This window comes from Caldisericum exile AZM16c01 (assembly GCF_000284335.1).
GTDB classification, from domain to species: domain Bacteria; phylum Caldisericota; class Caldisericia; order Caldisericales; family Caldisericaceae; genus Caldisericum; species Caldisericum exile.
The window spans coordinates 1,019,997-1,046,175 of record NC_017096.1; the positions used below are offsets into that span (position 1 = coordinate 1,019,997).

At 34.4% G+C, this 26,179-nt stretch carries 28 protein-coding genes; 11 read left to right on the forward strand and 17 right to left on the reverse strand.

Annotation, left to right across the window (positions count from 1 at the left end; translation table 11 throughout):
• Positions 1-13: 13 nt before the first annotated feature.
• Genes CSE_RS05045 through CSE_RS05055 form a run of 3 tightly spaced genes read left to right on the forward strand, consistent with a single transcriptional unit; the run spans position 14 to position 2,035 of the window.
• Positions 14-523 carry a MogA/MoaB family molybdenum cofactor biosynthesis protein gene (locus CSE_RS05045; RefSeq protein ID WP_014453566.1) on the forward strand — a complete coding sequence of 170 codons (510 nt, stop codon included), beginning with the start codon at positions 14-16 and terminating at the stop codon, positions 521-523.
• Positions 504-854, forward strand: a complete 351-nt coding sequence (locus tag CSE_RS05050; protein ID WP_014453567.1) for a roadblock/LC7 domain-containing protein — start codon at positions 504-506, stop codon at positions 852-854. The genes CSE_RS05045 and CSE_RS05050 overlap by 20 nt, the downstream gene beginning before the upstream one ends.
• Positions 855-910: 56 nt before the next feature.
• Complete coding sequence (locus CSE_RS05055; protein ID WP_014453568.1) at positions 911-2,035, forward strand: S1C family serine protease; 1,125 nt, start codon at positions 911-913, stop codon at positions 2,033-2,035.
• Here CSE_RS05055 and CSE_RS05060 read toward each other — a convergent pair whose 3' ends face one another.
• The 3 genes from CSE_RS05060 to coaBC are packed head-to-tail and all read right to left on the reverse strand — an operon-like array spanning position 2,036 to position 6,682.
• Positions 2,036-4,291 carry a primosomal protein N' family DNA-binding protein gene (locus tag CSE_RS05060; RefSeq protein ID WP_156785900.1) on the reverse strand — a complete coding sequence of 752 codons (2,256 nt, stop codon included), beginning with the start codon at positions 4,289-4,291 and terminating at the stop codon, positions 2,036-2,038.
• Between the two features lie 11 nt (positions 4,292-4,302).
• Positions 4,303-5,490 carry a methionine adenosyltransferase gene (gene metK, locus CSE_RS05065; RefSeq protein WP_014453570.1) on the reverse strand — a complete coding sequence of 396 codons (1,188 nt, stop codon included), beginning with the start codon at positions 5,488-5,490 and terminating at the stop codon, positions 4,303-4,305.
• Positions 5,491-5,503: 13 nt separating this feature from the next.
• Complete coding sequence (gene coaBC / locus CSE_RS05070; protein ID WP_083836377.1) at positions 5,504-6,682, reverse strand: bifunctional phosphopantothenoylcysteine decarboxylase/phosphopantothenate--cysteine ligase CoaBC; 1,179 nt, start codon at positions 6,680-6,682, stop codon at positions 5,504-5,506.
• A 295-nt stretch (positions 6,683-6,977) separates the two neighbouring features.
• Between coaBC and CSE_RS05080 the strand changes: the two genes are divergently transcribed.
• Positions 6,978-7,700: a glycosyltransferase gene (locus tag CSE_RS05080; RefSeq protein ID WP_014453573.1), complete on the forward strand. Its 723-nt coding sequence runs from the start codon at positions 6,978-6,980 to the stop codon at positions 7,698-7,700.
• On the opposite strand, the gene CSE_RS07945 is transcribed toward CSE_RS05080, so the two are convergent.
• From CSE_RS07945 to alr, 8 genes are read right to left on the reverse strand one after another with little or no spacing between them, the layout of a single operon-like run.
• Positions 7,701-8,876 carry a murein hydrolase activator EnvC family protein gene (locus CSE_RS07945; RefSeq protein ID WP_014453574.1) on the reverse strand — a complete coding sequence of 392 codons (1,176 nt, stop codon included), beginning with the start codon at positions 8,874-8,876 and terminating at the stop codon, positions 7,701-7,703.
• A complete protein-coding gene (locus CSE_RS05090) occupies positions 8,866-9,744 on the reverse strand; it encodes a cell division protein FtsX (RefSeq protein ID WP_014453575.1) in 879 nt (292 codons plus the stop codon). The genes CSE_RS07945 and CSE_RS05090 overlap by 11 nt, the downstream gene beginning before the upstream one ends.
• A complete protein-coding gene (locus CSE_RS05095; RefSeq protein WP_014453576.1) occupies positions 9,737-10,393 on the reverse strand; it encodes a cell division ATP-binding protein FtsE in 657 nt (218 codons plus the stop codon). The genes CSE_RS05090 and CSE_RS05095 overlap by 8 nt, the downstream gene beginning before the upstream one ends.
• The gene (locus CSE_RS05100) at positions 10,390-11,280 is read right to left on the reverse strand and encodes a YitT family protein (protein WP_014453577.1); all 891 of its coding nucleotides are present in this window, start codon (positions 11,278-11,280) and stop codon (positions 10,390-10,392) included. The genes CSE_RS05095 and CSE_RS05100 overlap by 4 nt, the downstream gene beginning before the upstream one ends.
• Positions 11,243-12,334 (reverse strand): peptide chain release factor 2, encoded by a 1,092-nt coding sequence (gene prfB, locus CSE_RS05105; RefSeq protein WP_014453578.1) that lies wholly within the window; start codon positions 12,332-12,334, stop codon positions 11,243-11,245. The genes CSE_RS05100 and prfB overlap by 38 nt, the downstream gene beginning before the upstream one ends.
• The gene (gene secA / locus CSE_RS05110; RefSeq protein WP_014453579.1) at positions 12,331-14,760 is read right to left on the reverse strand and encodes a preprotein translocase subunit SecA; all 2,430 of its coding nucleotides are present in this window, start codon (positions 14,758-14,760) and stop codon (positions 12,331-12,333) included. Before secA ends, prfB begins: the two co-directional genes overlap by 4 nt.
• Positions 14,761-14,768: 8 nt before the next feature.
• Positions 14,769-15,290: a ribosome hibernation-promoting factor, HPF/YfiA family gene (gene hpf / locus CSE_RS05115; RefSeq protein ID WP_014453580.1), complete on the reverse strand. Its 522-nt coding sequence runs from the start codon at positions 15,288-15,290 to the stop codon at positions 14,769-14,771.
• Positions 15,291-15,344: 54 nt separating this feature from the next.
• Entirely contained in the window at positions 15,345-16,466 is a 1,122-nt protein-coding gene (alr, locus tag CSE_RS05120) for an alanine racemase (protein ID WP_014453581.1), read from the reverse strand.
• Positions 16,467-16,521: 55 nt separating this feature from the next.
• On the opposite strand from alr, the gene surE reads away from it, so the two are divergent.
• Entirely contained in the window at positions 16,522-17,274 is a 753-nt protein-coding gene (gene surE / locus CSE_RS05125; protein WP_014453582.1) for a 5'/3'-nucleotidase SurE, read from the forward strand.
• Here the strand turns inward: surE and CSE_RS05130 are convergent.
• Genes CSE_RS05130 through CSE_RS05155 form a run of 6 tightly spaced genes read right to left on the reverse strand, consistent with a single transcriptional unit; the run spans position 17,271 to position 21,689 of the window.
• Positions 17,271-18,323, reverse strand: coding sequence for a M24 family metallopeptidase (locus CSE_RS05130; protein WP_014453583.1), 1,053 nt, complete (start codon positions 18,321-18,323; stop codon positions 17,271-17,273). The genes surE and CSE_RS05130 overlap by 4 nt on opposite strands.
• Positions 18,324-18,332: 9 nt before the next feature.
• On the reverse strand, positions 18,333-18,602 hold the full coding sequence (locus tag CSE_RS05135) for a hypothetical protein (protein ID WP_014453584.1): 270 nt from the start codon (positions 18,600-18,602) through the stop codon (positions 18,333-18,335).
• Between the two features lie 5 nt (positions 18,603-18,607).
• Positions 18,608-19,183, reverse strand: a complete 576-nt coding sequence (locus CSE_RS05140; protein WP_014453585.1) for a hypothetical protein — start codon at positions 19,181-19,183, stop codon at positions 18,608-18,610.
• Positions 19,180-19,761, reverse strand: a complete 582-nt coding sequence (locus CSE_RS05145; protein WP_014453586.1) for a PilN domain-containing protein — start codon at positions 19,759-19,761, stop codon at positions 19,180-19,182. The genes CSE_RS05140 and CSE_RS05145 overlap by 4 nt, the downstream gene beginning before the upstream one ends.
• A gap of 8 nt (positions 19,762-19,769) precedes the next feature.
• Positions 19,770-20,879, reverse strand: coding sequence for a type IV pilus assembly protein PilM (gene pilM, locus CSE_RS05150; RefSeq protein ID WP_014453587.1), 1,110 nt, complete (start codon positions 20,877-20,879; stop codon positions 19,770-19,772).
• Positions 20,880-20,900: 21 nt separating this feature from the next.
• Positions 20,901-21,689: a prepilin peptidase gene (locus CSE_RS05155; RefSeq protein ID WP_014453588.1), complete on the reverse strand. Its 789-nt coding sequence runs from the start codon at positions 21,687-21,689 to the stop codon at positions 20,901-20,903.
• A gap of 72 nt (positions 21,690-21,761) precedes the next feature.
• Here CSE_RS05155 and CSE_RS05160 point away from each other — a divergent pair, with 72 nt between their 5' ends.
• Genes CSE_RS05160 through CSE_RS05185 form a run of 6 tightly spaced genes read left to right on the forward strand, consistent with a single transcriptional unit; the run spans position 21,762 to position 26,177 of the window.
• Positions 21,762-22,472 (forward strand): DUF1614 domain-containing protein, encoded by a 711-nt coding sequence (locus CSE_RS05160; RefSeq protein WP_014453589.1) that lies wholly within the window; start codon positions 21,762-21,764, stop codon positions 22,470-22,472.
• Between the two features lie 9 nt (positions 22,473-22,481).
• The gene (locus CSE_RS05165; RefSeq protein ID WP_014453590.1) at positions 22,482-23,396 is read left to right on the forward strand and encodes a cytochrome c biogenesis CcdA family protein; all 915 of its coding nucleotides are present in this window, start codon (positions 22,482-22,484) and stop codon (positions 23,394-23,396) included.
• Entirely contained in the window at positions 23,389-23,766 is a 378-nt protein-coding gene (rbfA, locus tag CSE_RS05170; RefSeq protein ID WP_014453591.1) for a 30S ribosome-binding factor RbfA, read from the forward strand. The genes CSE_RS05165 and rbfA overlap by 8 nt, the downstream gene beginning before the upstream one ends.
• A complete protein-coding gene (locus tag CSE_RS05175) occupies positions 23,753-24,718 on the forward strand; it encodes a DHH family phosphoesterase (RefSeq protein WP_014453592.1) in 966 nt (321 codons plus the stop codon). Before rbfA ends, CSE_RS05175 begins: the two co-directional genes overlap by 14 nt.
• Positions 24,696-25,595 (forward strand): signal peptide peptidase SppA, encoded by a 900-nt coding sequence (gene sppA, locus CSE_RS05180; protein WP_014453593.1) that lies wholly within the window; start codon positions 24,696-24,698, stop codon positions 25,593-25,595. Before CSE_RS05175 ends, sppA begins: the two co-directional genes overlap by 23 nt.
• 9 nt (positions 25,596-25,604) lie before the next feature.
• Positions 25,605-26,177 carry a YIP1 family protein gene (locus CSE_RS05185; RefSeq protein WP_014453594.1) on the forward strand — a complete coding sequence of 191 codons (573 nt, stop codon included), beginning with the start codon at positions 25,605-25,607 and terminating at the stop codon, positions 26,175-26,177.
• Positions 26,178-26,179 lie beyond the last annotated feature (2 nt).

Below are 26,179 nucleotides of genomic sequence, written 5' to 3' on the forward strand. Positions count from 1 at the left end.
CTATCATTAGTATATGGGAAATTTAAAACTGAAAGTTGCGGTAATCATTGCAAGTGACACAAGAAGTAAGGGTATAAACAAAGACGAAACAATTCCGCTTCTAAAACAGTTCATAGAAGAATCAGGCTGGGAAATGGTCGACGCATCGATTGTCCCTGACGAAAGAGATTTATTACGAGAAAAGATGATTTACTATGCAGATACCATGAAGGTTGATCTCATTCTTACAAGCGGAGGAACGGGTCCAGCAAAAAGAGATGTAACACCTGAAGCAACTAAAGATGTAATAGAAAAAGAATTGCCTGGATTCTCTGAAGCAATGAGAATGGGAACTTTTAAGACAGTAAAAACTGCAATTCTTTCAAGGGGAATATCAGGTATTAGAAATGATACATTAATTATAAATCTTCCAGGTAATCCAAGAGGTGCAATAGAGTCGCTTTTTGTAATAAAAGAAGCAATACCTCATTGTATTGAGATAATGCAGGGAAAAGGAGGGTCGAATGGACACGATACTAAATGAACTTTCAAAAGTTGAAGGCGTAAGAGGGGTTGCAATTGTAAGCACAGATGGTTTAATAGTGGAAGCAAATCTCCCACAGGATCTTGATCCAGATGCAGTTGCAGGCATGTGTGCGACAAGTTTCCGGAATAGCGTAACCACAGCAAAGGTGCTTGGTTCAGGAAAAGTAAAACATGTACTCATAGAAACCGAGATGGATTTTATTATCTTTTCTTCGATTGGAAATGGATTTCTTGCAGTGGTATCAAGCAGAAAAGTTAACCTCGGATTTCTACGTATAAAAATAGATAAGGCTGTAAAAGAAATAAAAGAAAAAATGCTTGAAGAATAGTTCTTCATAATTTCTTCACAATTTATGTTTAGAATTGTGTTGTTGGAGGTGAAATTATGGAAGAGTTTGAACATCAAGAGAGAAAAAGTTGGATAGTTTATCTTATTGTGGGTATTATCATTGGAAGTATCATTGGTGGTATTTTTGGTACATTTATTGTTTTCAAAAACCCTACGCTTTTCCCATGGGTTTTAAACCAAACCTCACAAGCATCAACAGGATCAAATCAAACAACTGTCCAGGTTCCTACAAATTTAATAGACATACAAAATCAAGTCGAGGAGGTTGCAAATAAAATTTCTCCTGCGGTTGTAAGAATTGTATCAACAACACAAGTTGTCTCACCCTTCTTTTTGCAAGTAATTCCGCAACAAGGACTCGGGTCAGGAGTTATAATAAGAGAAGATGGATTGATTCTTACAAATAATCATGTCATCGCAGATGCAACGAAAATAGAAGTAACACTTAGCAATGGAAAAACTTACAAAGGACAAGTTTTAGGGTCAGATCCGACATCAGACCTTGCTCTTGTAAAAATTAACGCAACAAACCTTCCTACCGCAACATTAGGAGACTCTTCAAAATTAAAAGTTGGAGAGTTCGTCGTTGCAATTGGAAACCCATATGGTCTTGACCATACTGTTACATTTGGGGTTATTTCTGCCGTTGAAAGAAATATCGACACAGGCGATAGCACAATGTATGGTGTAATACAAACAGATACAGCAATCAACCCGGGAAATAGTGGTGGTCCACTTGTAAACCTCAAAGGTGAAGTCATAGGAATTAATACCATGATTTATCAAAACGCACAAGGGCTTGGGTTTGCTGTTTCCTCAAATACTGCAAAGAAAGTTATAGATAGTATCTTAAAGACAGGCACAGTAAAGTGGCCATACCTTGGTGTACAGGTTACAACAATGACGCAGGAACTTGCAAACTCCTATAATATCCATTATACCGAAGGGGCGTTTGTAGCTGATGTTGTAGTCGGTGGACCTGCTTACATGGGTGGCATTAGAAAATACGATATCATTACGGCAGTAAATGGAAAGACAATTAAAACTGCTGATGACCTTATCTCAACAATAAGAAACTACTCACCAAACGACAGAATAACAGTAACTGTTTCAAGAAACGGAAAACTTATGGATTTTCAGGTAGTGCTTGGCACAAGATAGTTAATCTTCAGGATTTCTATTTACGATTATTGGGGCAGGAAAAACTCTTGCTCCAATAATTTTTTTGCAGAAAGAGTCTGTAAAAATACTGTAAAGTTCCTTAGGTATAATTTGCGTTCTTATACTTAATTCATATACATTTTCATTTTGGTATAGCTTCCTCACAGGGCCATAAATTTTTGTATCCTGCACATGTATTTTAAATATAGGGTAAATATCATTACTATTTAATCGAAACTCATAAAGAAAAGCAAAGGGAGGATAATTTAACTCCTTTCTAAAAGATAATTCAAGTTTAATAAACTCCAACTCATCATCTTTTTTGAAATTTTCAATTATGTAGTTTTCCATTTCGTATGTTTGAATAAAAATATCATTTGGATAAGTTTCAAAAGCACCTTCTCTTAAATATTTTAAAGCTTCAAAAGACGTATTAATTTCGCTTCCGTTAAGAAATGTATCTGCACTTACAAATGCTAAAAAACTTATATTTTCAAAATTTAAATGCGAGAACATTGCTTCAGTGCCAAGAAAAATTGTCTTTTCAAATTTTTTTGAATCATAAATTACTTCGCTTCCGCCTTCGATAACAACGAGATTCGTATCCTTAAATGCATTTCTAAGAGAATTAGAAAGTTTTTGAATACCATAACCTAAATAAAGTAAGGACAAACTTCCGCAGCGAGGACACTTTTCAATTGGTTCTTCAGTGTGCCCGCAAACAGGACAGAAAAGTAAATTCATTTCTTTATCAAAATATAGAGGACTTTCGCAAACAGGACACCTGTGAACGTATCCGCATTCCCCGCAAACAATAAAAGTAGAATAAGGTTTTCTATTTAGAATAAGTGCAACATTTCCATTTGATGATATTGCTTTTTTAATTTTGCTTTCAAGATAACGAGAAAGTGGCGACAAGTTTTCCGATTTTAACTCTCTTCTCATATCTATGATTCGTTTATTCTGTTTTTTTAGATTTTTAATCTCGACAAGTTCAAATCCTTTTTCTTTTTGAAAATAGTAAATTATATCATCTATTGAATAAGTTGAAAAAATAATAGAAGCATTTTCAAGCTCACTCTTTTTATAGGCAACGATCCTTGTATCAAACTGAAGGTACTCATGAGGGATATGATATTTTGACGAAGCATCTTCAACAACAATGAACCGTAAATTGGGCATATCTGTAAATAAAGAAAATGGCGTTGAAATAATGATGCGTTTACCTAATCTTAACTGCCTTTTAATCTCACTTTTCTCTTTGCCTGTATACCCAAATACTAATCCGGGAAAATTGCCTTCGTAAAGTTCACTTAGCCTTTTAATTAGAGCGATTTCATTTACAACAACTAATACACTCTCACTTTCATGAATTTCACTTTTTACCAAATTAGAAATATAGGAAACTCTTTCCTTTAAATTTCCACCATCAATTATCAATCTTTTAGGATTTTCTCTAATTATCAAGGGAAATATTTTTTCATCATTTTCATCATTTTCATCAATTTCTTCAATAACTCCTTCTTTTAGAAGTGATTCCAAAATTGCTAAACCATTTCTTATTTTATATATAGCCTCGCCATATTGGATAGCTCCATTTTTCTTAATTCGGAGGAGTACATTTTTAACAGATTTAAAAACACCTTTTTTGTGAACTAACTCTTCAAAAAGTTCTTCATTTTTAATCACAAGCAGTTTATTTAATGGGTATGGAAGCTTGTATTCAATTTTTATAAGGTTTTTCTTATCCATCTCCCTTAAAAATTGTTTTAAGTAACTCACTTTGACTTTAGATTTTTCATTTAGTCGACTTAACGGAATGGGAGATGCCTCAAGGAGCAAATCGCAAATATTTTTCTTATCTTGAGATTTTAGGGAATCTCTAAATTCGGAAAACAATTTTAAGTCATTTACACTTATAATTGGAACTAATTCTCCCTCAACATAGGTTCCGTAAATCTTATTTATAAGTGAATGTATCGGTATGAGAAAATTCTCAGAAACAAAAAGCAAAAGTTTTGCAATTTCCTTAGAGAAAAGATTCTTTTCTACAACAGAAATTACGTTTTTTATTTGATCCTGAGATAATTGATAAGGAAGAGTATCGACAATTTTAAGGACATAAGCAAGTTTTGGCTTATTCTTTTTACCAAAGGGTACAAGGACTCTTGAACCAACCTCAACATCTAAAAAATCGGGGGCCTCATAGAATAAAAGATCAAAAGGAAGATATGCATCCTCTATTGCGACCCCCACAAATTTACTCATTATATTCTTAATTCTGCTTTTATTGCATCTACTAAATCAGTTTTCTCCCAAGTAAATTCAGGTTCTTCACGACCAAAGTGTCCATATGCTGCTGTTTTTTGGTATATAGGACGCCTTAAATCAAGATGCTTTATTATCCCAAGAGGAGAAAGATCAACAAGTTTAAGGAGCACCTTCTCAATCTCAGAATCAGGTACTATACCTGTGCCAAAGGTATCAACCATAAAGGATACTGGTTGTGTTTCACCAATAACATATGCAACTTGTATAAGGCATTCTTTTGCAATACCAGCCTTTACTACATTCTTTGCAAGATAACGCATCATGTAAGTTGCGGATCTGTCAACTTTTGTGGGATCTTTTCCAGAGAAGGCACCACCACCATGTGGCGCAAGACCACCGTAGGTATCAACTTCAAGTTTTCTTCCCGTCATGCCAGTATCAGATTGAGGACCACCTACAACAAATTTTCCTGTCGGATTAATATGGTATCTTGTGTTCGGTGTGAGAAGATGGGAAGGAATCACTTGTTTTGCAATATGCTCTATGATGAGTTGTCTTGCTTCATTGCTCATTTCATCTGTTCTTGGATCAAGGAGTTCCTCTGTATGTTGTGTTGAGATAACAACATCAGTCACTTCAATTGCTTTTCCTTCTTCATATTTGAGGGTAACTTGTGCTTTCCCATCCGGGCCAAGGAATGGTGCAAGATTTTTCGGTTCACCTGATTTTCTAACTGAGGCAAGTTTTTGCGTTAAGCCATGTGCAAGCATTATTGGAAGAGGCATAAGTTGAGGTGTTTCATCAATTGCATAACCGTACATGATTCCCTGGTCACCTGCACCACCTTTATCTACTCCTCTTGCAATGTCGGGGGACTGTCTTCCAACTGCATTAAGGACTGCACAAGTTCTATAATCAAAGCCATATTTTGGCGAAGTATAACCAACTTCTTTTACAGTTTGTCTGGTAATCTCCGAAATATCAACCCATGCACTTGTTGTAATTTCTCCACCAACTATTATAAGGCCATGTGTTACGTAAGTTTCGCAAGCAACACGACCATTCGGATCTTGTTTTATAATTTCATCTAAAATTTTATCTGAGATCTGATCTGCAAGTTTATCTGGGTGACCTTCTGCAACTGATTCTGTTGTTACAAATCGCTTTTTCTCATTTCTTACCATTTTAACCTCCTAATTAAAATTTAAATATTTTTGACAAAACAAACTCTGCTATACTTTCCTTGTCACCTTCAAATTCACTAATATTTCCGAATCGATCCATCAGAATAACTTTACCTAAATCGCTTCCAATATTTTCTATCGAATTTCCTAAAACATAATCAAGATTTTTTTCTTCTAATTTCTTTTTTGCGTTCTCAATAATATTATTTGTTTGAAGCGCAAAGCCAACAAATATCTTGTTATCTTTATATTTCGATGCTTCTTTCAAAACATCAACAGTTGAAACAAGTTTTATGGTTAGTTCAGGAAGTTTCGGTAATTTGTTATGTAGCATTTCTTCTGGTCTATAATCTGAAGGTGCTGCCGCCATAATGAGTAAATCACATTTCTTTACTTCATCTGTAACTACTTCAAAGAGTTCCTCAGTTTTATCAACCCGCAAAATCTTCATGCCCATTGGTAATTTTTCTGTGGTATGTGCTGCAATTAATGTTACGTCCGCTCCAAACCTTCTTGCAACTTTTGCAAACGCTATACCCATCTTGCCAGAAGAACCATTTGTAATAAATCTAACTGGATCTATGTATTCTCTTGTTGCACCACATGTTACAAGCACTTTTAATCCTTTCAATTTCTTCGGAGTTAACTCAACAAGAATTTCTTCAAAAATGTCTTCTGGATCTTTAAGACGACCCTTACCTTTTGCAAGATCCGCCAAAAACCCTTCGTCTGGCTCTATAATTTTATAGCCAAAGCCTTTTAAAATTTCAATGTTTCTCTGGGTTGCAGGATGAAGAAGCATGTTCTCATTCATCGAAGGAGCAACAATCACAGGTTTCTTCGAAGCAAGAAGTGTAGTCAAAAGCAAACTATCAGAAATTCCTGAAGCAACTTTTGCAATAAAGTCAGCGGTAGCAGGAACAACTGCAATTAGGTCTGACCACCTTGAAAGTGCAAGGTGTATAGAAGACCCGTTAATAATAGAAAATTGGTCGTTATCTGTATATACCTCTTCTGCGCCAAGTGAAAGAAAAGAAAAAGGTGTAACAAATCTCTCTCCGCCCCTTGTAATAACTACTTTAACGTTTATGCCTTTCTTTACAAGGAGCCTTAGAATTTCAAGTGATTTGTACGCTGCAACTCCACCAGTTACAGCAAGAAGTACTTTATTCCCTATTTCCTTTCTCCTTATTCAAAAGATATTCCTGCACCCTATATATGAACTCAGAAGCATAGAACGGGTTATAAACAGTTGGGTTTAACTTGTACAATTTTTGTCCTTCCTCAATAAGAACCTGTATCAATCTGTACTTATTATCAATAACTTCTTTTAAAAGTTTTATGTACATTTCAGAATCTTGCATAATTCACCTCTTTAAACTAAACATTTACGCAAAATATTTATGGCGTAAAAATATTTTACCAAAAATTAAAATATAGTCAATTTCTGAAAATTTTCTTTTCTTTGAAAATTTCCTTATAATTTGATGCAATGGAGAAACAAACGTTTTTTTTCGATTATCATTCCTGCCCATAATGAGGAAGCTTATATATTTGAAACATTGAGTAACTTGGAGAATCTTGATTACCCGCAAAAAGAATATGAAGTAATCGTCGTTGAAAATGGCTCAAAAGATAAAACAAATGAACTAATCGAAGAGTTTGTGAAAAATACAAAGATAAAATTGCTCACACTAAAGCTTGAAACAAGTGGTGTATCAATTGCAAAAAACATTGGTGCAAGCCTTACAGATGAGCATTCAGAATGGTTAATTTTTCTCGATGCTGACACACATCTACATAAGGATTTTCTCAAAGAATTGGACGATTTTGTAAAAAAGAGGAAGGATGCTGTAATAATTGTAACTTCGCTAAAACCGCTTGATAATTCATTCAAAGCAAGAGCGTGGTTTAATTTTTATAACTTTGGAAGATGGGTAAGCCAAAGTTCTATGTCCATACAAATAGTAAAAAAAGATGTGTTCGGAAAAATAAAATTTGATGAATCTCTAACATTTAACGAAGATTTGACCCTTATTAAGAATGCAAAAAGGTTTGGCAAGTTTTATTATCTTTGGACTGACAAAGTTTATACATCAACTCGTAGATTTGACAAAGTTGGATATTTACGCCAATTTATAATCTGGGTTTGGTGGAATGTCATTCCAGAAAACAAAAGGAGAAAAATTCAATATCCTGTAATAAGATAACTACGGCAAATAGTTTCTCGGATTAACAGGCATAGATTTTCCAGTTTCTGGATCGATCTTATAGATTGAGAAATGAAGATGTGGACCTGTTGACCACCCGGTATTATCAGAATACGCAATAACTTGTCCTTGTTTAACTTCCTGGCCTTCTTTTACGGCAAAACTCTTGAGATGAGCATAAAGGGTTGAAAAGTTTTGACCATGCGAAACAATTACAACATTCCCGTATCCCTCAAGCCATTTTGTTGCAATGATTGTGCCAGAAGCAGATGCCTTTACGGGTGTCCCTGTTGGCACTGCAATATCAATACCATCATGCATTCTCATAATATGTAAAATAGGATGAAATCTCATGCCAAATTCTGATGTTACGGGGCCAATAACCGGCCAGATGAAAGTTCCTGCGTAAATTCCTTTCTTGCGCTGCTCTTCTATCAATTTTTGAATTAACTCTTCTTCTTTTTTAATCTCTTCTTCAAGCTCGCTTTGTTTGTATAAAAGATATGTCTTCTTCTGCTTGAGAGTCTCAAGAAGTCTATTTTTCATATCAATTTCTTGAAGAAGAATATTTTCTTGTTCCTGTTTTTCTTTCAAAACTGCTTCGTACTCCTTTTCTGATTTAGATAAATCACTTTTGAACTTTTGCAGTTGAAGTTTGTCCTGTTCTGCTTGTTCCATCAGTTTCTTTGTGTAGTCTGAAATATAACCTATATAAGTAATTCTCTTGTAAACAGATTCAGGGTCATTTCCTTCATAGAGAAGTTCTATTGGAGAAATTGCAGTGAGTTTATATGAGAGATTTACTGCCTCTTCAAGGTCTTTTTGTCTTTTTGCAATCTCCTCTTCCTTATTTTTTATTTCAATCTCTTTAACTTTAATCTGAGCATTGAGCTCATCTATCTTTTGCTGAGTTTTCTTAATTTCCTCTTTAAGATAAGAGACTTCATCTGAAAGACTGTCTATCAGCGAATTGATTTCCTTTGTTGAATTGTCAATACTTACAATATTCTTTTTAATCTGTTCAAGTTGAGCCTTATACTGAGCAAGCTTCCTTTGCTCTTCTTCAAGCCCTGATTTAACAACATTGGTATTAAACATTAACGTTAAGATAAAAATTATTGCTAATAATTTAATGCTAATCTTTTTAAAATTAAGTCCTTGTATTTCACTTAACATTTCTAAACCTCAAAACAGATATAAGGCTTCCTATAAGAGAAGAAACAACTGAAAAGATAAGTAGCGCGAAAAGAGTCACATTAAAATTCACATTGCTCGAAACAGTTGCATAAGGAATTATCCCTTGAACAATTCCTGTACTTAATTCGTTGACTTTTCCAATAAGATAATAAGATATAACCCAGGCAACCAAATTTAGGAAAACAACAATTAATGTGAAAGGAATAAATGTAAAAACTGCATCAGCGCCTATAAGTCTAAGGACTCTTATGTCGTTTCTTCTGTAATCAAGTAAAAGTGTAGTGGTATTTTGAACTGTAAAAATAAATTCGGCAAAAACTGCAAGCATTACAGACAAAAAAATGACATAAATTACATTAATAAGGTTGTTAATTTTATTTGCAGTATCTTCAGAAAAAACTACAACATCAACAGTTTGAAGATCCTTTATAATATCTGTTATTCTTTTACCGAGACTAATATCATTCAATTCCACTGTTGCAGAGTAAGGAAGTGGGTTCCTTCCTAAACTTGTTAAAATGCCTTGATATTGAGGGAATATTTTGATAAATTCGTCTTTTGCTTGTTCAGGAGTAGTTAGTGTTACAGATTTTACACCATCTATAGACCTAATAGTTGAAACAGATGATTCAACATCACTTGAGTTTAGGTTCTGTTTAAAAAAAACAACAATTCTTACCTTTTCTTTTAAAGTAAGGGAACTCTGAAAAAGTTTTGTCCCAATTATATAGGTTGAGCCCAATGCAAGCATCCCGACCAAAAGCGATAGGACAGTAATAAAAGCAATTTTCTTGGTTTCTTTTAAAACTAATAGTGTATGTCTCAATACATAGAATAGCCTATACATATTCTTTTCCCACTATCCTTCCTTTTCTAATTTTAATAATCCCTTTTGGTTTATTACCAAATTCAATTAGATGGTGTGTTGACATTATAACGGTTGTGCCCCTCTCATTCAAGACCTCAACAAAATTTAGAACTGCTCTTGCAGTATCCACGTCAAGATTTCCCGTAGGTTCATCAAGCAACAGTACAATCGGTTCATAAATTAACGCTCTCGCTATGGAAACCCTTTGTTTTTCTCCATAGGACAATTCTTTTACGAGTTTATACATTTTTTCCCTAAGTCTGACTTCGCTTAAAACAGCCTCAACTTTATTATGAATTTCTCTAAAACTTGCTCCACGAAATTGCATTGGCAGAGAGACATTATCAAACACAGTTCTGTCATCAATTAAAGTCAAATCTTGAAAAGCAAAACCTATTTTCCTACGAAGGCTTGTTCTGTTGTATCTTTGAATATCTACCCCTTCAAAAAGGACGGTACCTTCGGTTGGCTCTTCATCACCTCTTATTATTTTCAAAAGGGTAGTTTTACCAGCACCAGACTCTCCCATAAGAATTACAAAATCACCTTTGTTAAATTTTAAATTTACTTTATCGAGTGCGATTGTTCCATTTGGGTAAACTTTAGAAACATTTTTTAATTCTATCATAACCTCTCCTTTGGTGATTTAAAACCTTGTCCAATAATTTCTGAAGAATCTCCAACTATTGTAAAAGATTCAGGGTCAGTTTCAATTACAATTCGCTTCACTTTCATAACCTCGGTATGGATTACAGCAATCATAAGAAGATCCCATGGCTCTTGGGTATAGCCTCCCCTCACTTCGAGTTCTGTAACACCCCTTCCAATTTCCTCGAATATTCTGTTTTTAATATCTTCACCCTTTTTTGTAATTATAAAAAGAACTTTATAGGAGATAAAACCTTCCTGCGCAAGGTCAATTGCATAGTTGGAAACAAGTTCTGCAATGATAGAATAAAGTGGTACATTGATATCTTTGAATACGAACCCAGACGCTATGATTATTGCAACGTCAACAACCATAAGAGCCTGACCAAATGGAAGGCCAGTAAAATCATAAATAATTTGTGCAAGTAAGTCTGTGCCACCAGTAGAAGCGTAAAATCGAAACACAATTCCAATACCAGCACCCATAATAAAGCCACCGTAAAGTGCTGCAAGCATTGGGTCTGTCGTAAAAGAAGGTAAAAACGGAGCAAGAATATCAATTAAGATAGATGAAAGAACTGTTCCGAGAATTGTTCCAAAGAAGAACTTTAAACCAATCCTTTTAAGACCTAAAATAAGCAAAGGAATGTTCATTAAAACTACAGTTATACCAACCTTTAAAAATGGTATATAGTGATTTAGGATTATTGCGATACCTATAAATCCACCTGGAGCAATGTGATTAGGTTGAATAAAAACATTAATTGCTATTGCATAAATAAAAGAGCCAATAAAAATCCCTGAAATTTCTTTTAGGGTTTGAAGAATTTTATTTCTTGGATTTAAGGTAAGCCCAGATGAACTCATCAAGTTCTCCTTCTAAAACCTCATCAACATTTCCTATCTCAACTCCTGTTCGATGATCTTTCACAAGTTTATAGGGCTGTAGCACATATGAGCGAATCTCATTTCCCCATTCAATTGAACGAAAAGCACCTTTTAAACCTTTTAAAGTTTCTTCTTGTTTTTTCTTTTCAAGAAGCATTAGTCTAGATTTTAGGATTTTCATTGCCATTGCCTTATTCTGAGTTTGTGAACGCTCGTCCTGACAGGTTGCAGTAATGCCAGTTGGTATATGAGTAATTCTTACTGCTGTTTCAACTTTTTGGACGTTTTGTCCTCCATGTCCACTTGCCCTAAAAATTTCAATCTTTAAATCCTTCTCATCAATTTCTATATCTTCAACTTCCCCAAGATCTGGCACAACCTCAACAAGTGCAAAGGAGGTATGTCTTCTTCTGTTTGCATCGAAAGGAGAGATTCTCACAAGTCTGTGAACTCCAGATTCGCCTTTAAGAAGTCCGTATGCAAATTCTCCTTTAACGTAAACAGTTGCACTCTTTATGCCTGCCTCTTCTCCAACAGTTTGATCAATGATTTTTGCCTCAAATCCCTTTTTCTCAAAAAACCTCAAATACATTTTTAAGAGCATCTCAGTCCAATCCTGTGCATCAACACCGCCTGCACCTGACGAGAACGAAACAAACGCATTAAGATCATCATATGGTTCACTTAAAAATCTCTCTATTTCAAACTCTTTTACAAGTTTATTTGCATCGAAAAGAACTTCCTGGGCTTCTTTATCGAGATGTTCTTCGGCTTCTTCGTACAGTTCCAGAAGCGTATTTAGGTCGTTTTTAACGGTTTCAAGTTGTTTGAATTTTGCAATTTCTTTTTTAGTCATTGACAAAAGCTTTAAAGTCTCTTTTGAATCAGGACTCTTCCAAAAATCAGGATTTAGAGTCTTACTTTCCAATGCTTTTACAGCATCTTCATGTTCTTTGAGCCATACAGGGTCAAGAAGAGCTTCGATTTTTTCGATTGTCTCTAAAATCTGTCTCTTTGTTTCGTCTGTAATCATCTTTTCTTCTTTTTATTAACTTTGTCGATTTTGCTTTTCTCCTCTTCTTTTGGGGCAAGCTCTACTCGATAAAGCATGAATACCGTATCGTATTTTATCCTATCAAGCATAGCATCAAAAAGCGATCTACTTTCAATTTGATATTCAAGAAGAGGATCCTTTTGGCCATATGCTCTAAGACCAATTCCTTCTTTTAATTCATCCATTGCATAGAGGTGGTCTTTCCAATTAGAGTCTATATTTCTAAGAAGAAGATATTTTTCAACGCTCCTCATAACATCAGGAGTAAAGCACGCTTCCTTTTCTTCGTATAACTTAACTGCGAGATCCTCAATTTGTTCTATCAGCTCATCCTTTTTGACATTCGTAAGTTCTCCAAGTTTAATATTTCTACCCATAAGATTTGAAAGCGCCTTTTCAAGTTCAGTTTTTCTTTCTTCGTCGAGATCTTCTTCAACAAAGTGTGCACTAACTGTTGAGGCAATTACTTCTTTTATCATGTCAACAATCTCATCTCTTATGGAAGGTTCTTTTAGAATTTTTTCTCTTTCCTTGTAGATTACCTCTCTCTGCTTTTCAAGAACATTGTCATAGTCAAGAAGATTCTTTCTAATACTAAAGTTATATGCCTCTACCTTCTTCTGCGCATTTTCTATTATTCTTGAAAGTAGTGGATGCTCAATAGGTTCATCTTCGTCAACTTTTAGCGTTGTTAAAATGGATTTTACCTGATCTCCACCAAAAAGTCTCATTAATTCATCTTCAAGTGATAGATAGAACTGTGATTCGCCAGGATCACCCTGTCTTCCTGAACGCCCTCTTAATTGATTATCAATTCTTCTTGCTTCGTGTCGCTCGGTTCCTAATACAAACAATCCACCTAATTCGGCAACACCTTCGCCAAGTTTTATATCAACGCCACGCCCTGCCATGTTTGTTGCAATTGTTACAGCCTTATACTGACCAGCATCCTTTATAATTTCTGCTTCCTTTTCGTGATATTTTGCATTAAGGACATTATGAGGTATCCCAAGTCGCTTAAGCATCTTAGAAAGTCGCTCAGATTTCTCTATTGACCTTGTTCCAACAAGGACAGGTTGGCCTTTCTTGTAAAGTTCTTCAATTTTTCTTACAATCGCTCTAAATTTAGCATCTTCAGTTTTATATACAACATCGGGATGGTCAACTCTTATAACTGGTTTGTTTGTTGGAATTACATAAACGTCAAGATTGTAAATTTCCTTAAATTCTCGTGCCTCAGTTAATGCAGTTCCAGTCATGCCCGCAAGTTTTTTATACATTCTGAAATAATTCTGAAATGTGATAGTTGCAAGTGTCTGATTTTCGCTTTGTACCCTTAATCCTTCTTTTGCTTCTATAGCCTGGTGAAGTCCGTCACTATAACGCCTTCCAAACATGAGTCTTCCAGTAAACTCATCAACAATTATCACTTCACCATCTTTTACTATGTAATCAACGTCCCTGTGGAAAAATTCTTTTGCTCTCAATGCTTGATTAATATGCTTTACAAGATCAACAAAACGTTCGTCATATAAGTTATCGATATGAAGTAATTTTTCTATTTTCTTGACACCATCTTGCGTGAGGGATGTTGTCTTCAACTTTTCGTCTGTTTCGTAATCAACATCCCTTATAAGATTATCTGCAACCTTTTTAGCAACATAGTACATTTCTGTTGATTCTTCTGCAGGGCCAGAGATAATCAAAGGCGTTCTCGCTTCATCTATAAGAATACTATCAACTTCATCAACAATAGCATAGTAAAGTTCTCTTTGAACCATGTCTTCAGGCGAAACAACAAGGTGATCCCTCAGATAGTCAAAGCCAAATTCATTGTTTGTTCCATATGTCACATCTGCAAGGTATGCAACTTTCCTTGTGCATGGAACAAGTTTTACAGTAAACTTTTCTTTATCATCCCAATCTACAAGAAAAGCTTCTTCATGCTGGATAACGCCAACCGTAAGACCCAAAAACTTGTAAATAGGACCCATCCAGAGAGCATCTCTTTTTGCAAGGTAATCATTGACTGTTACGAGATGCCCTCCATGGCCTTCAAGAGCATTGAGATACAAAGGTAGTGTTGCAACAAGCGTTTTACCCTCACCTGTTTTCATCTCGGCAATACCGCCGTAAAATAATACAAGACCTCCGAGAATTTGGACGTCGAAGTGGCGCATATTAAGCGTACGCTTTGCAACTTCTCTTACGACAGCGAAGGCATCAATAAGAATATCTGATGTTGTTTCTCCTCTTGCAAGCCTCTCTTTAAATTCTTCGGTTTTTTTCGCTAAATCTTCGTTACTTAAAGGAGAGATAACTTCTTCAACCTCATTTATTTTACTAACAATATCCCAGTACTTTTTGAGATTTCTTTTTACTGGATCTAAAAAATCTAACAGCATATCGTCTATTATTGCGGCTTAATTAAACCGTAGTTACCGTCCTTTCTTCTATATAAAACGTTAATTTCGTTTGTTTCTTCATCTCTAAAAATGAAAAAGTCATGCCCTAACAGTTCTATTTGAAGCATAGCTTCTTCCAGACTCATTGGTTTTACTGGGAAAGTCTTTATCTTTGTTATTCTTGGGAATTCACTTTCCTCTTCTTCTATATTTCCAAAAATCTCTTCTTTAGAAATACGTTTTTCACCCTTCAACCTATCTCTTAATTTTTTAACCTGCGTCTCAAGCTTTTCAACAACGTTATCAAGTGCTTCATCTATCAAAGAGCCTTTACCAACACCTCTTATTATTTTCTGAGAAGCAAAAATTGTCACTTCCATTTCAAAAATGCCCCGAACTTTACTAATTACTACATTTGCCTGCTGAATGTTATCAAAATACTTTTCTAACTTTCCAATTTTTTTCTTAATTTCTTCTTCTGTAAAGTCTGGCAACTTCTCAATACCTTTCGCTGTGATTGTTATCTCCATAGTATTTTACCTCCTTAACTTAGTATATTAGATATTAAAGAATTTTTCAAATTCTCATTTATAGATACGTTTAATCCGCTTGTTGAGACGTGTCAAAATTTCATAAGGGATTGTATTTGAGAGCGTTGCAAATTCTTCCATTGTAATCTTATTTTCCCCCTGACTTCCTACAATAACAACTTCATTGCCAGGATGTATATAAGGAAATCCCGTAACATCAATCATCATCATATCCATGGTAATGACTCCAACAATTGGCGCTTTAAGTCCCTTAACAAGCACATAACCCTTATTTGAGAGATTTCTTGGAATAAAATCCGCATACCCGATTGGAACAGTTGCAATGAGAGACTCTTTTTCTGTTTGATATGTTCCACCGTAACTAATCCTTTCTCCTTTCTTGTAATACGAAACTTTGACAATCCTTGTTTTTATAGATACTGCTTCTTTGAAATCACTTTCTAATTGGATTTTTTGATGATTGGGAGTAATACCATAAAGAAGAATTCCTGGCCTTACTGCTGTATAGTATGCCTTTTCAAAATTCAAAACTGCAGCACTGTTTGCAGCATGCACTACTTTTGGACATGCATTTCTTTCCTTTAAATATTCAAGCACCCTATTAAATTGGCTTATTTGAAACCTAGTATAATCAGGATCGGAATCTGCAGAAGCAAAGTGTGTATACACACCTTCAACAATCACACTTTTAAACTTGCTTAACTCCTCAAATACAAATGGAACCTCCTCTAAAGAAATTCCAAGTCTATGCATGCCAGTGTCAATTTTTACATGTATTTTCAGAGGTGTTTCATTCCTGTACTCTTTAAGACGTTTTATGAAGTCCTTATCAAAAAGCGTTATTCGAATTTCATTTAGAGATGCAAGATGGAGATTTCTTGTGTCCACATATCCAAGAACAAGTATTGGTTTTTTAATTTGAGACTCTCGCAGTGTTAATGCCTCCTCCATTGAAGCAACAGCGAATCCGTCTGCACCTACTTCTTCTAAAGTGGCTGCAATTTTTGATGCTCCTAATCCATATGCATCTGCCTTCACAACACAAATCACATCTCGAAAGAAGACCTTTTCTTTTATTTTCAAAAAGTTATTCCTTATAGATTGCAAATCTACTTCAACCCATGTAGGCCTATTCATTTCAATTTCGTTATCCATGCCAAGCTCCTTGCAAAATCACAATAAAAGTATATCATTATATTGTGAAAAAAAGATGAACATTCTGATTACTAATGACGACGGGATTGAATCGGAAGGGTTGAAAGTACTTGCAAGAAACCTAATTAAGTTGGGCAATATTTATGTTGTTGCACCACAAAAACCGCAGAGCGCAGGAAGTCATGCAACAACCCTGCACAAACCTTTACGTGCTGAAAAATATCCACTTCACATTGGAGAAAAATTATCACTTCGGGTTTCAGGAACTCCAGCCGATTGTGTCCTCCTTGCTATTGATGTATTTATAAATGAGCCCATAGACATAGTTGTTTCAGGTATAAACAAGGGTCCAAACCTCGGTGACGATATTATATACTCAGGAACAGTTGCGGGAGCAAGAGAGGGAGCAATAAATAAAATTCTTTCTTTTGCGATTTCTGTAAATGATTTCGAAAATCCAAATTTCGAATTGGCAGCAAATGTTTCAACAAAAATTATTGATAAACTTTCAAAAATAGTAGGTTCTAAAACTACCTACTTCAATATTAATTTCCCAAACACAAACAGAATTACTGGTATAAAATTTGCAAAATTATCAAGAAGAAGGTATAAAAATAGAGTTTTTATTGGAAAGGATCCTTTTCAAAAGGAATTCTATTGGATTGGCGGTGTTCTTGAAGACCCATACGAAGAAGGAACAGATTCAAAATACGTAAAAGAGGGGTATGCTACAATTACCCCTCTCCTTATCGATCAAACCGACTATACTATGTTAGAAGCACTTTCAAAAGTCAACTTAGAGATTTAAACAACAATTATTTCGTGAGGAAGATCTATAAGATTCTCAATCGAGTCTTCTTTAACTATTACAGTATCCTCAAGCCTTAAGCCATATTTATTTGGAAAGTATAATCCGGGTTCGATTGTTATTACCATATTTCTTAAAAGTGTATATTTTGACCTTGCGTTTACATAAGGAAGCTCGTGAATTTCAAGTCCGACACCGTGTCCAAGACCATGAGTAAAGTACGACCCAAAGCCTTTCTCTGAAAGAAAGTCACGAACTGTTTTGTCAACATTTGATGCTAAAATACCTTCCTTTGCAACTTCCCTTCCAATTCTTTGAGCCTCCATTAAGACTTTGTATACATCACGAACCTCTTGTGATACCTCACCAATAGAGACAACACGCGTTGTATCGGAAGCAAAACCTTCGAAGAACACCCCGAAATCGAAAACAATAGGTTCGTGAGCATTAATATGTTTTTTGGATGCAACCCCGTGAGGTAAAGCACCTCTTTCTCCTGATGCAACTATTGTGTCAAAAGATGGTTTTTCGCCACCAAACTTTTTGAAACGGTATTCAAGTTCTGCAGATATTTCAAGTTCGGAAATTCCCTCTTTAAGGAATTTAAGAGTCTCAAGAAATGCTTTGGTAGAAATATCACATGCAGTCCTAATTTTTTCAAGCTCCCAATCCTCTTTAATCATTCTAATTTCTTCTATTAAATCAAATGTTCCAACAAGGACAAGAAAACCGAGTTGAGAAAGTAACTTATAAGTAGAAAATTTCAAGCTTCCCTCTTCAATTGCAAGAAAATGCACTTTATTCTTTGTTAAAATCGAAGAAATTGCTTCTTTCAAATCAGACCACTCTACTACTTCAACACTTTCTTTGACCTCAAGATGGGCTTGCTCTGTAAAACGAGAATCCACCAGTAAATAAATTTTTGGAGGAATTATAATTGCAAATCCCTCTTCCCCTGTAAAATGAGTAATATATCTTACATTCTGAATTTTACTAACAAATAATGCATCAACATTTGTATTTTCAATTTTTTCAAATAGTTTTTGCATAATACTCTCCTATTCAAACGGATTCTGTTTCCCAAGTTGAGTATTCGAAGGAACAAGCGATGGAACTTGCAGGGTTCTATTTTCTATTTGCTTGTCTATAAATTCAATATTACCTCTTTTTACTTGAGGTAAGGCTATATTTTTAACTTCCGAAACCTTAAACAAACGTGGAAGAAGCAAATTCCATCCAGCAAAAACAACAAGAATGATTATTATTATGATTATCGTTTCCTTAGAGATTTTAAAAGGTTTTTTTGTTTTAGTCTCTTTTGTTGTCATATCTATCACTTCCTTTGCGAGAGGTTTATAACCCCTTTAATGTTTGAAATATACTTTACTGCACCTGTTTGGTCAACAAGTTTCGAAATAGTAAGTTGCGTGATCGTTATAATTTGGGGGTAGTTATCCTTCAGAAGATTATTAAACGCTACGATATTGTCGTATTTTGGAGCTTCATATGAAAGAGTAAATGTAGGCATTGCATTTTGTGTATTTGCATTTTTTTCAAAGTTCAAACTTGTAATCTTACCACCGCTTTTGTTTGCAATCGCAACAAACTCCTCTGCAAACAGAAATTCATCACTTTGTGGTGGAAGAATCTGTTTTAAGACAACAAGTCTGTCATTGTAAAGATTTATTTCCCTTTCAATAAGGCTCAATCTTTCCTGTGCAAGTAGGAGCAAGTTAAGTCGTTCCTCAGCCTTTGCAATCTGGTCATTTATAGCATTAATTTCATTCACCTTGGGTATTACAATATACATATAGAAAAGCACCGCAATTACAACAAAAAGTATCACTGCAGCAACTAATTTAGCGCTTACATTAATACTCATAGGTTTATTTAACGCATCTTCTTTCATTTTCCCATCCCCTTCCATTGGAATGAAATTGTAAAGGTTGTATAGTTAGGTGAGTTTGGAACTTTCACATAAGGCACAGTGTATTGATCAACAGTTAGATTACTAATATTTGGATTTTGTGACAGCCCATTTGCAGTCCAGGCAAGATGTTGCAAGTCAGTCGTATGCCCTGTAATTTGGACAATCTTTTTATCCATATCAACACTTAAATTTTCTATAACGGTTTCCTTCGGAATAGAGGTTGCAATATCAAGAAGAAGATTATTAAAATCGATTTGTGAATTCACAAGTTTCTCAATAGTTGTCTCATAATAAAAAACATCATCGCCGAGTTTGTTTCTCAAATTCAAAGTATCTTCAACCTTCTTAAGAGAAGCAATGCGAGTATTGAGATCACTAAGATATTGATTCTTTGTGTAGAGTTGATAATAGAGTCCCGCATAGATAATTGCAAGAATTACAAGAAGAGCAATACCTATGTTGATAATGGTTTTTGTTTCTCTGTCGATAGTTCGCTTAATCTTCTTTCTGTGTGGAAGAAGATTTATGTCAATCTCGTAAAAGTCCTTAACCTCCATAACTCACCTCACTTTTTCTTTGCTTTTTCTTTTTTTCTTACAACCTGATGCTCTTTCAACGCAAGTCCGGTTGCAACTGCAAACATAGGAGCCATTTCATAAAGGTATTCCTTGGTAAAGAGATTTGGATCATACTTTGCAATATCCGAAAAAAGCCTGTTAACGACAGATGGAAATCCTGTTGTTTCCTCTAAATATTGGTCTATATTTTTTGTATTAGCAGTTCCACCCTCCAAAATTATCGTGACTTCAGAAACCTTACCTTCATTATACTTTGCAAAGTAGTAGCTAATGGATCTTCTTATTTCGAGCGATAACTCATTTAGATCTTCTTCAACCGCTTTAAAGACCTGTGCATCTTTTTGTGATAGGTCTAATTCCTCTCGTTTCTTATTTTCTGCATCTTTAGAATCAATGCCAAAGTAATATGCAATCTTATCCGTTAACCTCTTTCCACCCCATGGAATAATCCTTGAAAATCGCACAAGCCCCTTATCAACCATGTTTATTGAGGTAAAGTTATGCCCAATATTAATTGCAGCAATAACCCTTTCGGAATTCTTCGCAAACTCACCAAGAAATCTTAAAAGTCTTAAAACAGAAAATGCTTCAACTTCGATCGATACAAGGTCAAGGTTGAGACTCTTAAAAAGTTGAACAGTTGTCTCTACGACTTCAATTGGTGCTGCAGCAAAAAGAATGTAAAGTTTCTCAGTGTTTCCTTCTTTAACCTTACTTAAAACCTGATAATCAAAAGCCATTTTATCGATTGGTGCCGGAAGAATTTTTTCGACCTCCCATTTTATTGCCTCATGTAATTCCTGCGGAGGGAGATCGTCCATTATGAGCTCTTTAACTGTTACAAGTTTTCCTGAAACATTTGTTGCAACCCTATTACCAATAAAGGAATAGATAGACAAAAGTTGCTTTATCACCTCCCTAACTTCTTCTGGTTTCTCAATTCTTCCTTCAACAATTGCACCTTCTGGCGTATCAAGGACACCAAAATTTACTAATTTAAGATCGTTTCCCTTCTTCTCAAATTGTGCTATTTTGATATAACCTGATCCTAAGTCTATCCCAATAATTGGCGTTTTACTCTTTGAAAAAAGACCCATATTCACCTCCTTAAATTAATTCTAAAACAAATTTAAATAAAAAGCAAAAATATAATTTCCAAAAAATATTGCAAGGACTGATGCAATAGACATATATGGAACAAATGGTATTTCAGTCTTTCCACCTTTTTTGCTTATGAGCATTATAAGAATTCCTGCAATTGCACCAATCACAAAAGAAAGGATAAAAGCAACAATGCCAAACTTAAATCCAAGGAATGCACCTATCATAGTGCCTGTCGTTAAATCTCCTTCGCCCATACCTCCTTCCTTATAGAACAATTTTGATAGTGTGATTATAAGAAAGAAAATTATTGCATAAAAAATGATTCCCAAAATCGTGTCTTTAAGGTTTCCAAAAACACCAAATATCAAACCAATAATAGCAGCAGGTATAACTACTATGTCAAAAACAACACCCTCAAATAAATCTATAAAGGAAACAACTATAAGTACTGAAATAAAAATTAAATACTTTAAGGAAAGTAGAGTAAGTCCAAACTTTAAATATGTTAAAGAAAATAGTATCGCAGTAAGAGATTCAACAATTGGATAAATAGGGGGAATCTTTGCTCCGCAGTACCTGCATTTTCCTCTTAGAGCAACATAACTAAATATAGGAATTAAATCTAATGTCGATAGTCTGTGCCCACATATTGGACAGTGCGACTGAGGAAAGACAAGTGATTCATGACGGGGAAGTCTATAAATCACAACATTTAAGAATGATCCTATAATAGCACCTAAAACAAAAAATAAAACTGCAAAAAATACTTTTAAATGATCAAACAAAAGTATAATATTTTCCATAATCAAATTATACAAAAAAACAAATTTTAAAAAATGCTATAATATAGTGAATTTTTAATTGAGAGGTGAAAAATGAACAACAAAAATTATATTTATTTTCCATTTGAATTTACTATGCTAATTGTCTTGTTCGTATTATTCTTACTTATTTATCCAGTTTTCTTTTTCTTATTTGCAGGCGGAATCGTTGAAGCATTCTCAAGGTTAGGATTTAGTCCCATAACAGGGACACTTGTTTTTCTTTTGTCTCTTTTTGGAAGTGCAATTAATATTCCAATAACAAAAATAACTACTCAAAACCCAATCGTTCAGGAAAGAGTTGTTTACTTTTATGGTATCCCATACAAAATTCCTTTTGTAACAGAACAAACAACAGTTGTAGCAATAAATTTTGGCGGTGCAATTATTCCTATATTTATCTCAATATACGAATTTCTTAGAATTCTTTCAGCGGGCCGTCTTGACATTGCTCTTCTTACAATTATTGGCATTGTAATCATCTCGATAGTAGTGCATTCATTTGCAAAGCCGGTGAAAGGTGTTGGAATTGCAGTGCCATTTTTTATACCACCAATAATAACTGCAATCGTTGCATTAATTCTTTCAAGACAATATGCGCCTATTATTGCCTATGTTAGCGGCACATTGGGAACACTCATTGGAGCAGACATTCTTAATTTAAATAATGTATCCGAGTTAGGCGCACCTGTTGTAAGTATTGGTGGAGCAGGTACATTTGACGGAATATTTTTAACAGGAATTCTTTCAACTCTTCTTGTATAGGGGGTTTCTATGGGTATATCACTTGCTGAAATCATTCAAGCAACAATTGCAGGATTTGTTTCATTTATTTCACCATGCGTACTACCTTTAATTCCTGCATACATTTCATATATAACAGGAGAAACCCTTTCGGAACTTAAAAGTGGAGAGACGAGCACCAAAAAACTTTTAATAAACTCGGTTGCGTTTGTTTTAGGTTTTTCTGTTGTATTTATTCTATTAGGGGCAACTGCAACATTCGTGGGAAAATTTCTTTCAAGAAACAAAAAATTATTCGAATTTATTGCAGGAATAATCGTAATCATTTTTGGACTTCATACGGCACAGATTGTAAGGTTTAATTTTCTCGGTTACGAAAAGAAGATGAACGTAAGAACTTCAACTCCATCATTACTTAAGGCATTTCTTATGGGATTTGCTTTTAGTTTTGGGTGGACTCCATGCGTTGGACCAATTCTTGGCACAATTCTCATTATGGCAGGAACGCATTCTCAGGTATTACAAGGAATAATTCTTTTAACGTTCTATTCTTTGGGTTTGGGAATTCCTTTTGTTATTACTGCACTTGCAATTAACAAATTTTTTGATGCATTTAAGGCTATCAAGAGGTATTTTGGACAGGTTGAGATGTTTGCAGGATTGCTCATTATAGGAATTGGTCTTGCACTTGTTTTTGGACTGGGGCTACATTCAGATTACATAGTTGCAACGATTATCGTTTCGATTGGTTTTGCAATTTTGTCAATTAGTAAAGTAAGTTTAAGAGATGCAATCGGAATATTAACTATATTAGGTGCAACATACCTTGCTCTACAAGTAAAATTTATAGACACAGGGAAAATCAATTTAAATTTGGTTCCGTTTGTTCTTCTCTTATTTGCTGGTATAATTTCAATGTATAAGGTAGGTAGGCAAAATGAGTGAATTAAGAAAGCATAAAATTGAGTCAGCAATTTTGAGGGAGATTTCAACCTACATGCACTCCCTTGATGATCCGTTACTCAAAAGTGTTACTATTACGCATGTAGAAATGTCAGAGGATTTAAGATATGCAAAAGTTTTTTACACCATTATCGGGCACGAAAATGAAGAGGAAGAAATTAAACAAAGACTAATAAAAGCAACAAGAAGAATTCAAAGAGATGTTGCACAAAGGCTTAAGAATATGAAGTTCGTGCCACTTTTAAACTTTCATTTTGACTTATCAATACAAAAGGGAAATAGAGTTCTTGAAATCTTAGATAAAGTAGAAAAAGAACTAAAAGAAAAAGGGGAAGAGAGTGGAGAGTCTTAAAGAAATAAAAAATATCATTTCAAATAGTAATTCGATTTTTCTTACAACTCACATAAATGCAGATGGAGATGGCATGGGCTCAATGCTTGGACTTGGAATGTCGTTAGAACATTTAGGCAAAAAAGTATTTTATTTTGTCCCAGGAGAGGCACCAATTCATTTTGCATTTCTGAAAAATTTTAAAAGCATTAACAAGAACCTCGATGAAGGAAAATTTGCAGAAATTTTTATTTTAATCGATGCTCCTAATATTGACAGAGTTGAAGGATTTACATTTGACTTAAGCGCTTTTAAGAAAATAATAAGAATCGACCATCACTTAAGCAATGAAAATTTCTCTCATGTTAAGTATGTAAAAGTTGGATACCCATCTACCTCTTGCCTTGTTTTTGAATTGATTAAAGAACTTGATCTTCCGATAGATAAGGATATAGCAGACGCTCTTTACACAGGACTCCTCACCGACACTGGTTCTTTCCGTTTTAATAACACTTCCGAAGTTGCTTTTGATATTGCAAGAAAACTTGTTTTAAGTGGTGCAAGACCATATTACATTTCAAGGATGGTTTATGAGATGGAAACCTTAACTCACTTGAAACTTCTTGGCCTTGCATTACTCCGTCTTGAAATTGTGGACAAAATTGGCTTTTCATATATTACTCAGGAGGATTTTAAGAGTTACAATGCTAACGAAAATGACACAGAAGGGATAGTTGACTATCTCAGAAAGGAAAAGGATATTGAAGTTGTTCTTTTTGTAAGAGAACTTCAAGATGGCGGATATAAGGGAAGTTTGCGAAGCAAAAATCATATTGATGTAAGAAAAATTGCAGAAATATTTGGTGGTGGAGGACACAAGGAAGCGGCAGGATTTAAAACAACTTTAAGCAAAGAAGAAATTTTAAACATTGTCCGCAAAGCAATAAAAGATGAAGAAAAAAATTGCTCTTGACATAATTGTATTCTCACTTATAGTCCTCTTTATATATTTTGCCGTCTTTAAAAACAATATTAACATAAAAACTGATAATCTTATTGCGGTTGTTTATCTTGAAGGTATTATTGGCGAAGTTGGTAAAAACTCCTTTAATTCAAACGACGTGAAAAAGATATTTAACGAACTTGAACAAGCTAAACCAAAAGGAATAGTTTTGAGAATTTCAAGTCCCGGTGGAACTGTTTATGAGACTGACAAAATTTACAATTTGATAAAGCAGTTCAAAATCAAAAATAATATTAAAGTTTATGTTTCTATGGGAGAAGTATGTGCATCTGGTGGATACTACATAGCAATGGCATCGGATAGTATTTTTGCTGAACCTCTAACGGAAACTGGAAGCATTGGAGTAATAATGAGTCTTGTAAATTATGAAGAACTCCTAAACAAAGTCGGAATCAATATTATTACTATTAAAAGTGGAAAATACAAGGACATTGGTTCACCCTACAGAAAATTAACACCTGAAGAGAAAACTATGTTTGAGGAAATAATTTTTGAAATGTACGAAAAATTTATAGGCGTGGTAAAAGAAAATAGGATTAATTTGAGTGAAAGCACTATTAGAAATTTAGCACAAGGACAAATTTATCTCGGGAGTAAAGCATATAAACTTGGCCTCGTTGATAAAATTGGCCTCGTTGATAAAATTGGAACATTAGATGATGCAATTAGCGAACTCAAAAAAGATCTGAACTTAAAGACTATAAACATAAAAGAATACAAAATTCAAAAATCGTTTCTGGAAGGTATACTTTCAACCACATCTAACATTATACAACAAATTAAAAATCCTTCTCAAATAATTTTTGAATATAAATTAAGCGAATGAGGAGACTTTATGCTTATTGAAAAAATAATTAAGGTCATAAAATCACCTCACAGGGCATTTGAAGAAGAAACACAAACCTCTGCTTTTATCCTGTTTCTACTTCTCAGTGGTGCAATTATATATTTGTATTCAGTTGCATTTGTAAAATTCGGACTAAAAAGAGCTACCAATTTCCTTCCTGAACTAACAAATGAATTGATACAAGCTTTGCAAAGCACTGTAACATCTTATAAATTTCTCTACATTACGCTTATTTTCCCCTTCATCGCTACAATTGTTTCCTCATCAATTTATGAACTACTTGCACAAATTATGTTCAAAAAAAGCAACGGCATAAAACTTATGAAAAATCTTGCATTTGCATCTACACCAATGTTAATTTCAAGACTCTTATATGTTATATTTTCATTTTTTAATGTAGGTTATTCCCAGGGAATTAACATTCTTTTTATAATTTGGGAAGTAATACTTTCTATTTTAGCGATAAGTAAAGCATATGAAATAGAAACATCGAAAGCGAACCTTCTTTTCTTTGCTCCTTTTATTATAATACTCCTTATACTAATTCCTGCTATAATATAGCC

What these genes read in the sequence shown, in the direction of transcription:
- CSE_RS05045 (WP_014453566.1), top strand. Translation starts at nt 14, where the DNA reads ATGGGAAATTTAAAACTGAAAGTTGCGGTAATCATTGCAAGTGACACA.
- CSE_RS05050 (WP_014453567.1), top strand. Translation starts at nt 504, where the DNA reads ATGGACACGATACTAAATGAACTTTCAAAAGTTGAAGGCGTAAGAGGG.
- CSE_RS05055 (WP_014453568.1), top strand. Translation starts at nt 911, where the DNA reads ATGGAAGAGTTTGAACATCAAGAGAGAAAAAGTTGGATAGTTTATCTT.
- metK (WP_014453570.1), bottom strand. Translation starts at nt 5,490, where the DNA reads ATGGTAAGAAATGAGAAAAAGCGATTTGTAACAACAGAATCAGTTGCA.
- CSE_RS05080 (WP_014453573.1), top strand. Translation starts at nt 6,978, where the DNA reads ATGCAATGGAGAAACAAACGTTTTTTTTCGATTATCATTCCTGCCCAT.
- CSE_RS07945 (WP_014453574.1), bottom strand. Translation starts at nt 8,876, where the DNA reads ATGTTAAGTGAAATACAAGGACTTAATTTTAAAAAGATTAGCATTAAA.
- CSE_RS05090 (WP_014453575.1), bottom strand. Translation starts at nt 9,744, where the DNA reads ATGTATAGGCTATTCTATGTATTGAGACATACACTATTAGTTTTAAAA.
- CSE_RS05095 (WP_014453576.1), bottom strand. Translation starts at nt 10,393, where the DNA reads ATGATAGAATTAAAAAATGTTTCTAAAGTTTACCCAAATGGAACAATC.
- CSE_RS05100 (WP_014453577.1), bottom strand. Translation starts at nt 11,280, where the DNA reads ATGAGTTCATCTGGGCTTACCTTAAATCCAAGAAATAAAATTCTTCAA.
- prfB (WP_014453578.1), bottom strand. Translation starts at nt 12,334, where the DNA reads ATGATTACAGACGAAACAAAGAGACAGATTTTAGAGACAATCGAAAAA.
- secA (WP_014453579.1), bottom strand. Translation starts at nt 14,760, where the DNA reads ATGCTGTTAGATTTTTTAGATCCAGTAAAAAGAAATCTCAAAAAGTAC.
- hpf (WP_014453580.1), bottom strand. Translation starts at nt 15,290, where the DNA reads ATGGAGATAACAATCACAGCGAAAGGTATTGAGAAGTTGCCAGACTTT.
- alr (WP_014453581.1), bottom strand. Translation starts at nt 16,466, where the DNA reads ATGGATAACGAAATTGAAATGAATAGGCCTACATGGGTTGAAGTAGAT.
- surE (WP_014453582.1), top strand. Translation starts at nt 16,522, where the DNA reads ATGAACATTCTGATTACTAATGACGACGGGATTGAATCGGAAGGGTTG.
- CSE_RS05130 (WP_014453583.1), bottom strand. Translation starts at nt 18,323, where the DNA reads ATGCAAAAACTATTTGAAAAAATTGAAAATACAAATGTTGATGCATTA.
- CSE_RS05135 (WP_014453584.1), bottom strand. Translation starts at nt 18,602, where the DNA reads ATGACAACAAAAGAGACTAAAACAAAAAAACCTTTTAAAATCTCTAAG.
- CSE_RS05140 (WP_014453585.1), bottom strand. Translation starts at nt 19,183, where the DNA reads ATGAAAGAAGATGCGTTAAATAAACCTATGAGTATTAATGTAAGCGCT.
- CSE_RS05145 (WP_014453586.1), bottom strand. Translation starts at nt 19,761, where the DNA reads ATGGAGGTTAAGGACTTTTACGAGATTGACATAAATCTTCTTCCACAC.
- pilM (WP_014453587.1), bottom strand. Translation starts at nt 20,879, where the DNA reads ATGGGTCTTTTTTCAAAGAGTAAAACGCCAATTATTGGGATAGACTTA.
- CSE_RS05155 (WP_014453588.1), bottom strand. Translation starts at nt 21,689, where the DNA reads ATGGAAAATATTATACTTTTGTTTGATCATTTAAAAGTATTTTTTGCA.
- CSE_RS05160 (WP_014453589.1), top strand. Translation starts at nt 21,762, where the DNA reads ATGAACAACAAAAATTATATTTATTTTCCATTTGAATTTACTATGCTA.
- CSE_RS05165 (WP_014453590.1), top strand. Translation starts at nt 22,482, where the DNA reads ATGGGTATATCACTTGCTGAAATCATTCAAGCAACAATTGCAGGATTT.
- rbfA (WP_014453591.1), top strand. Translation starts at nt 23,389, where the DNA reads ATGAGTGAATTAAGAAAGCATAAAATTGAGTCAGCAATTTTGAGGGAG.
- sppA (WP_014453593.1), top strand. Translation starts at nt 24,696, where the DNA reads ATGAAGAAAAAAATTGCTCTTGACATAATTGTATTCTCACTTATAGTC.
- CSE_RS05185 (WP_014453594.1), top strand. Translation starts at nt 25,605, where the DNA reads ATGCTTATTGAAAAAATAATTAAGGTCATAAAATCACCTCACAGGGCA.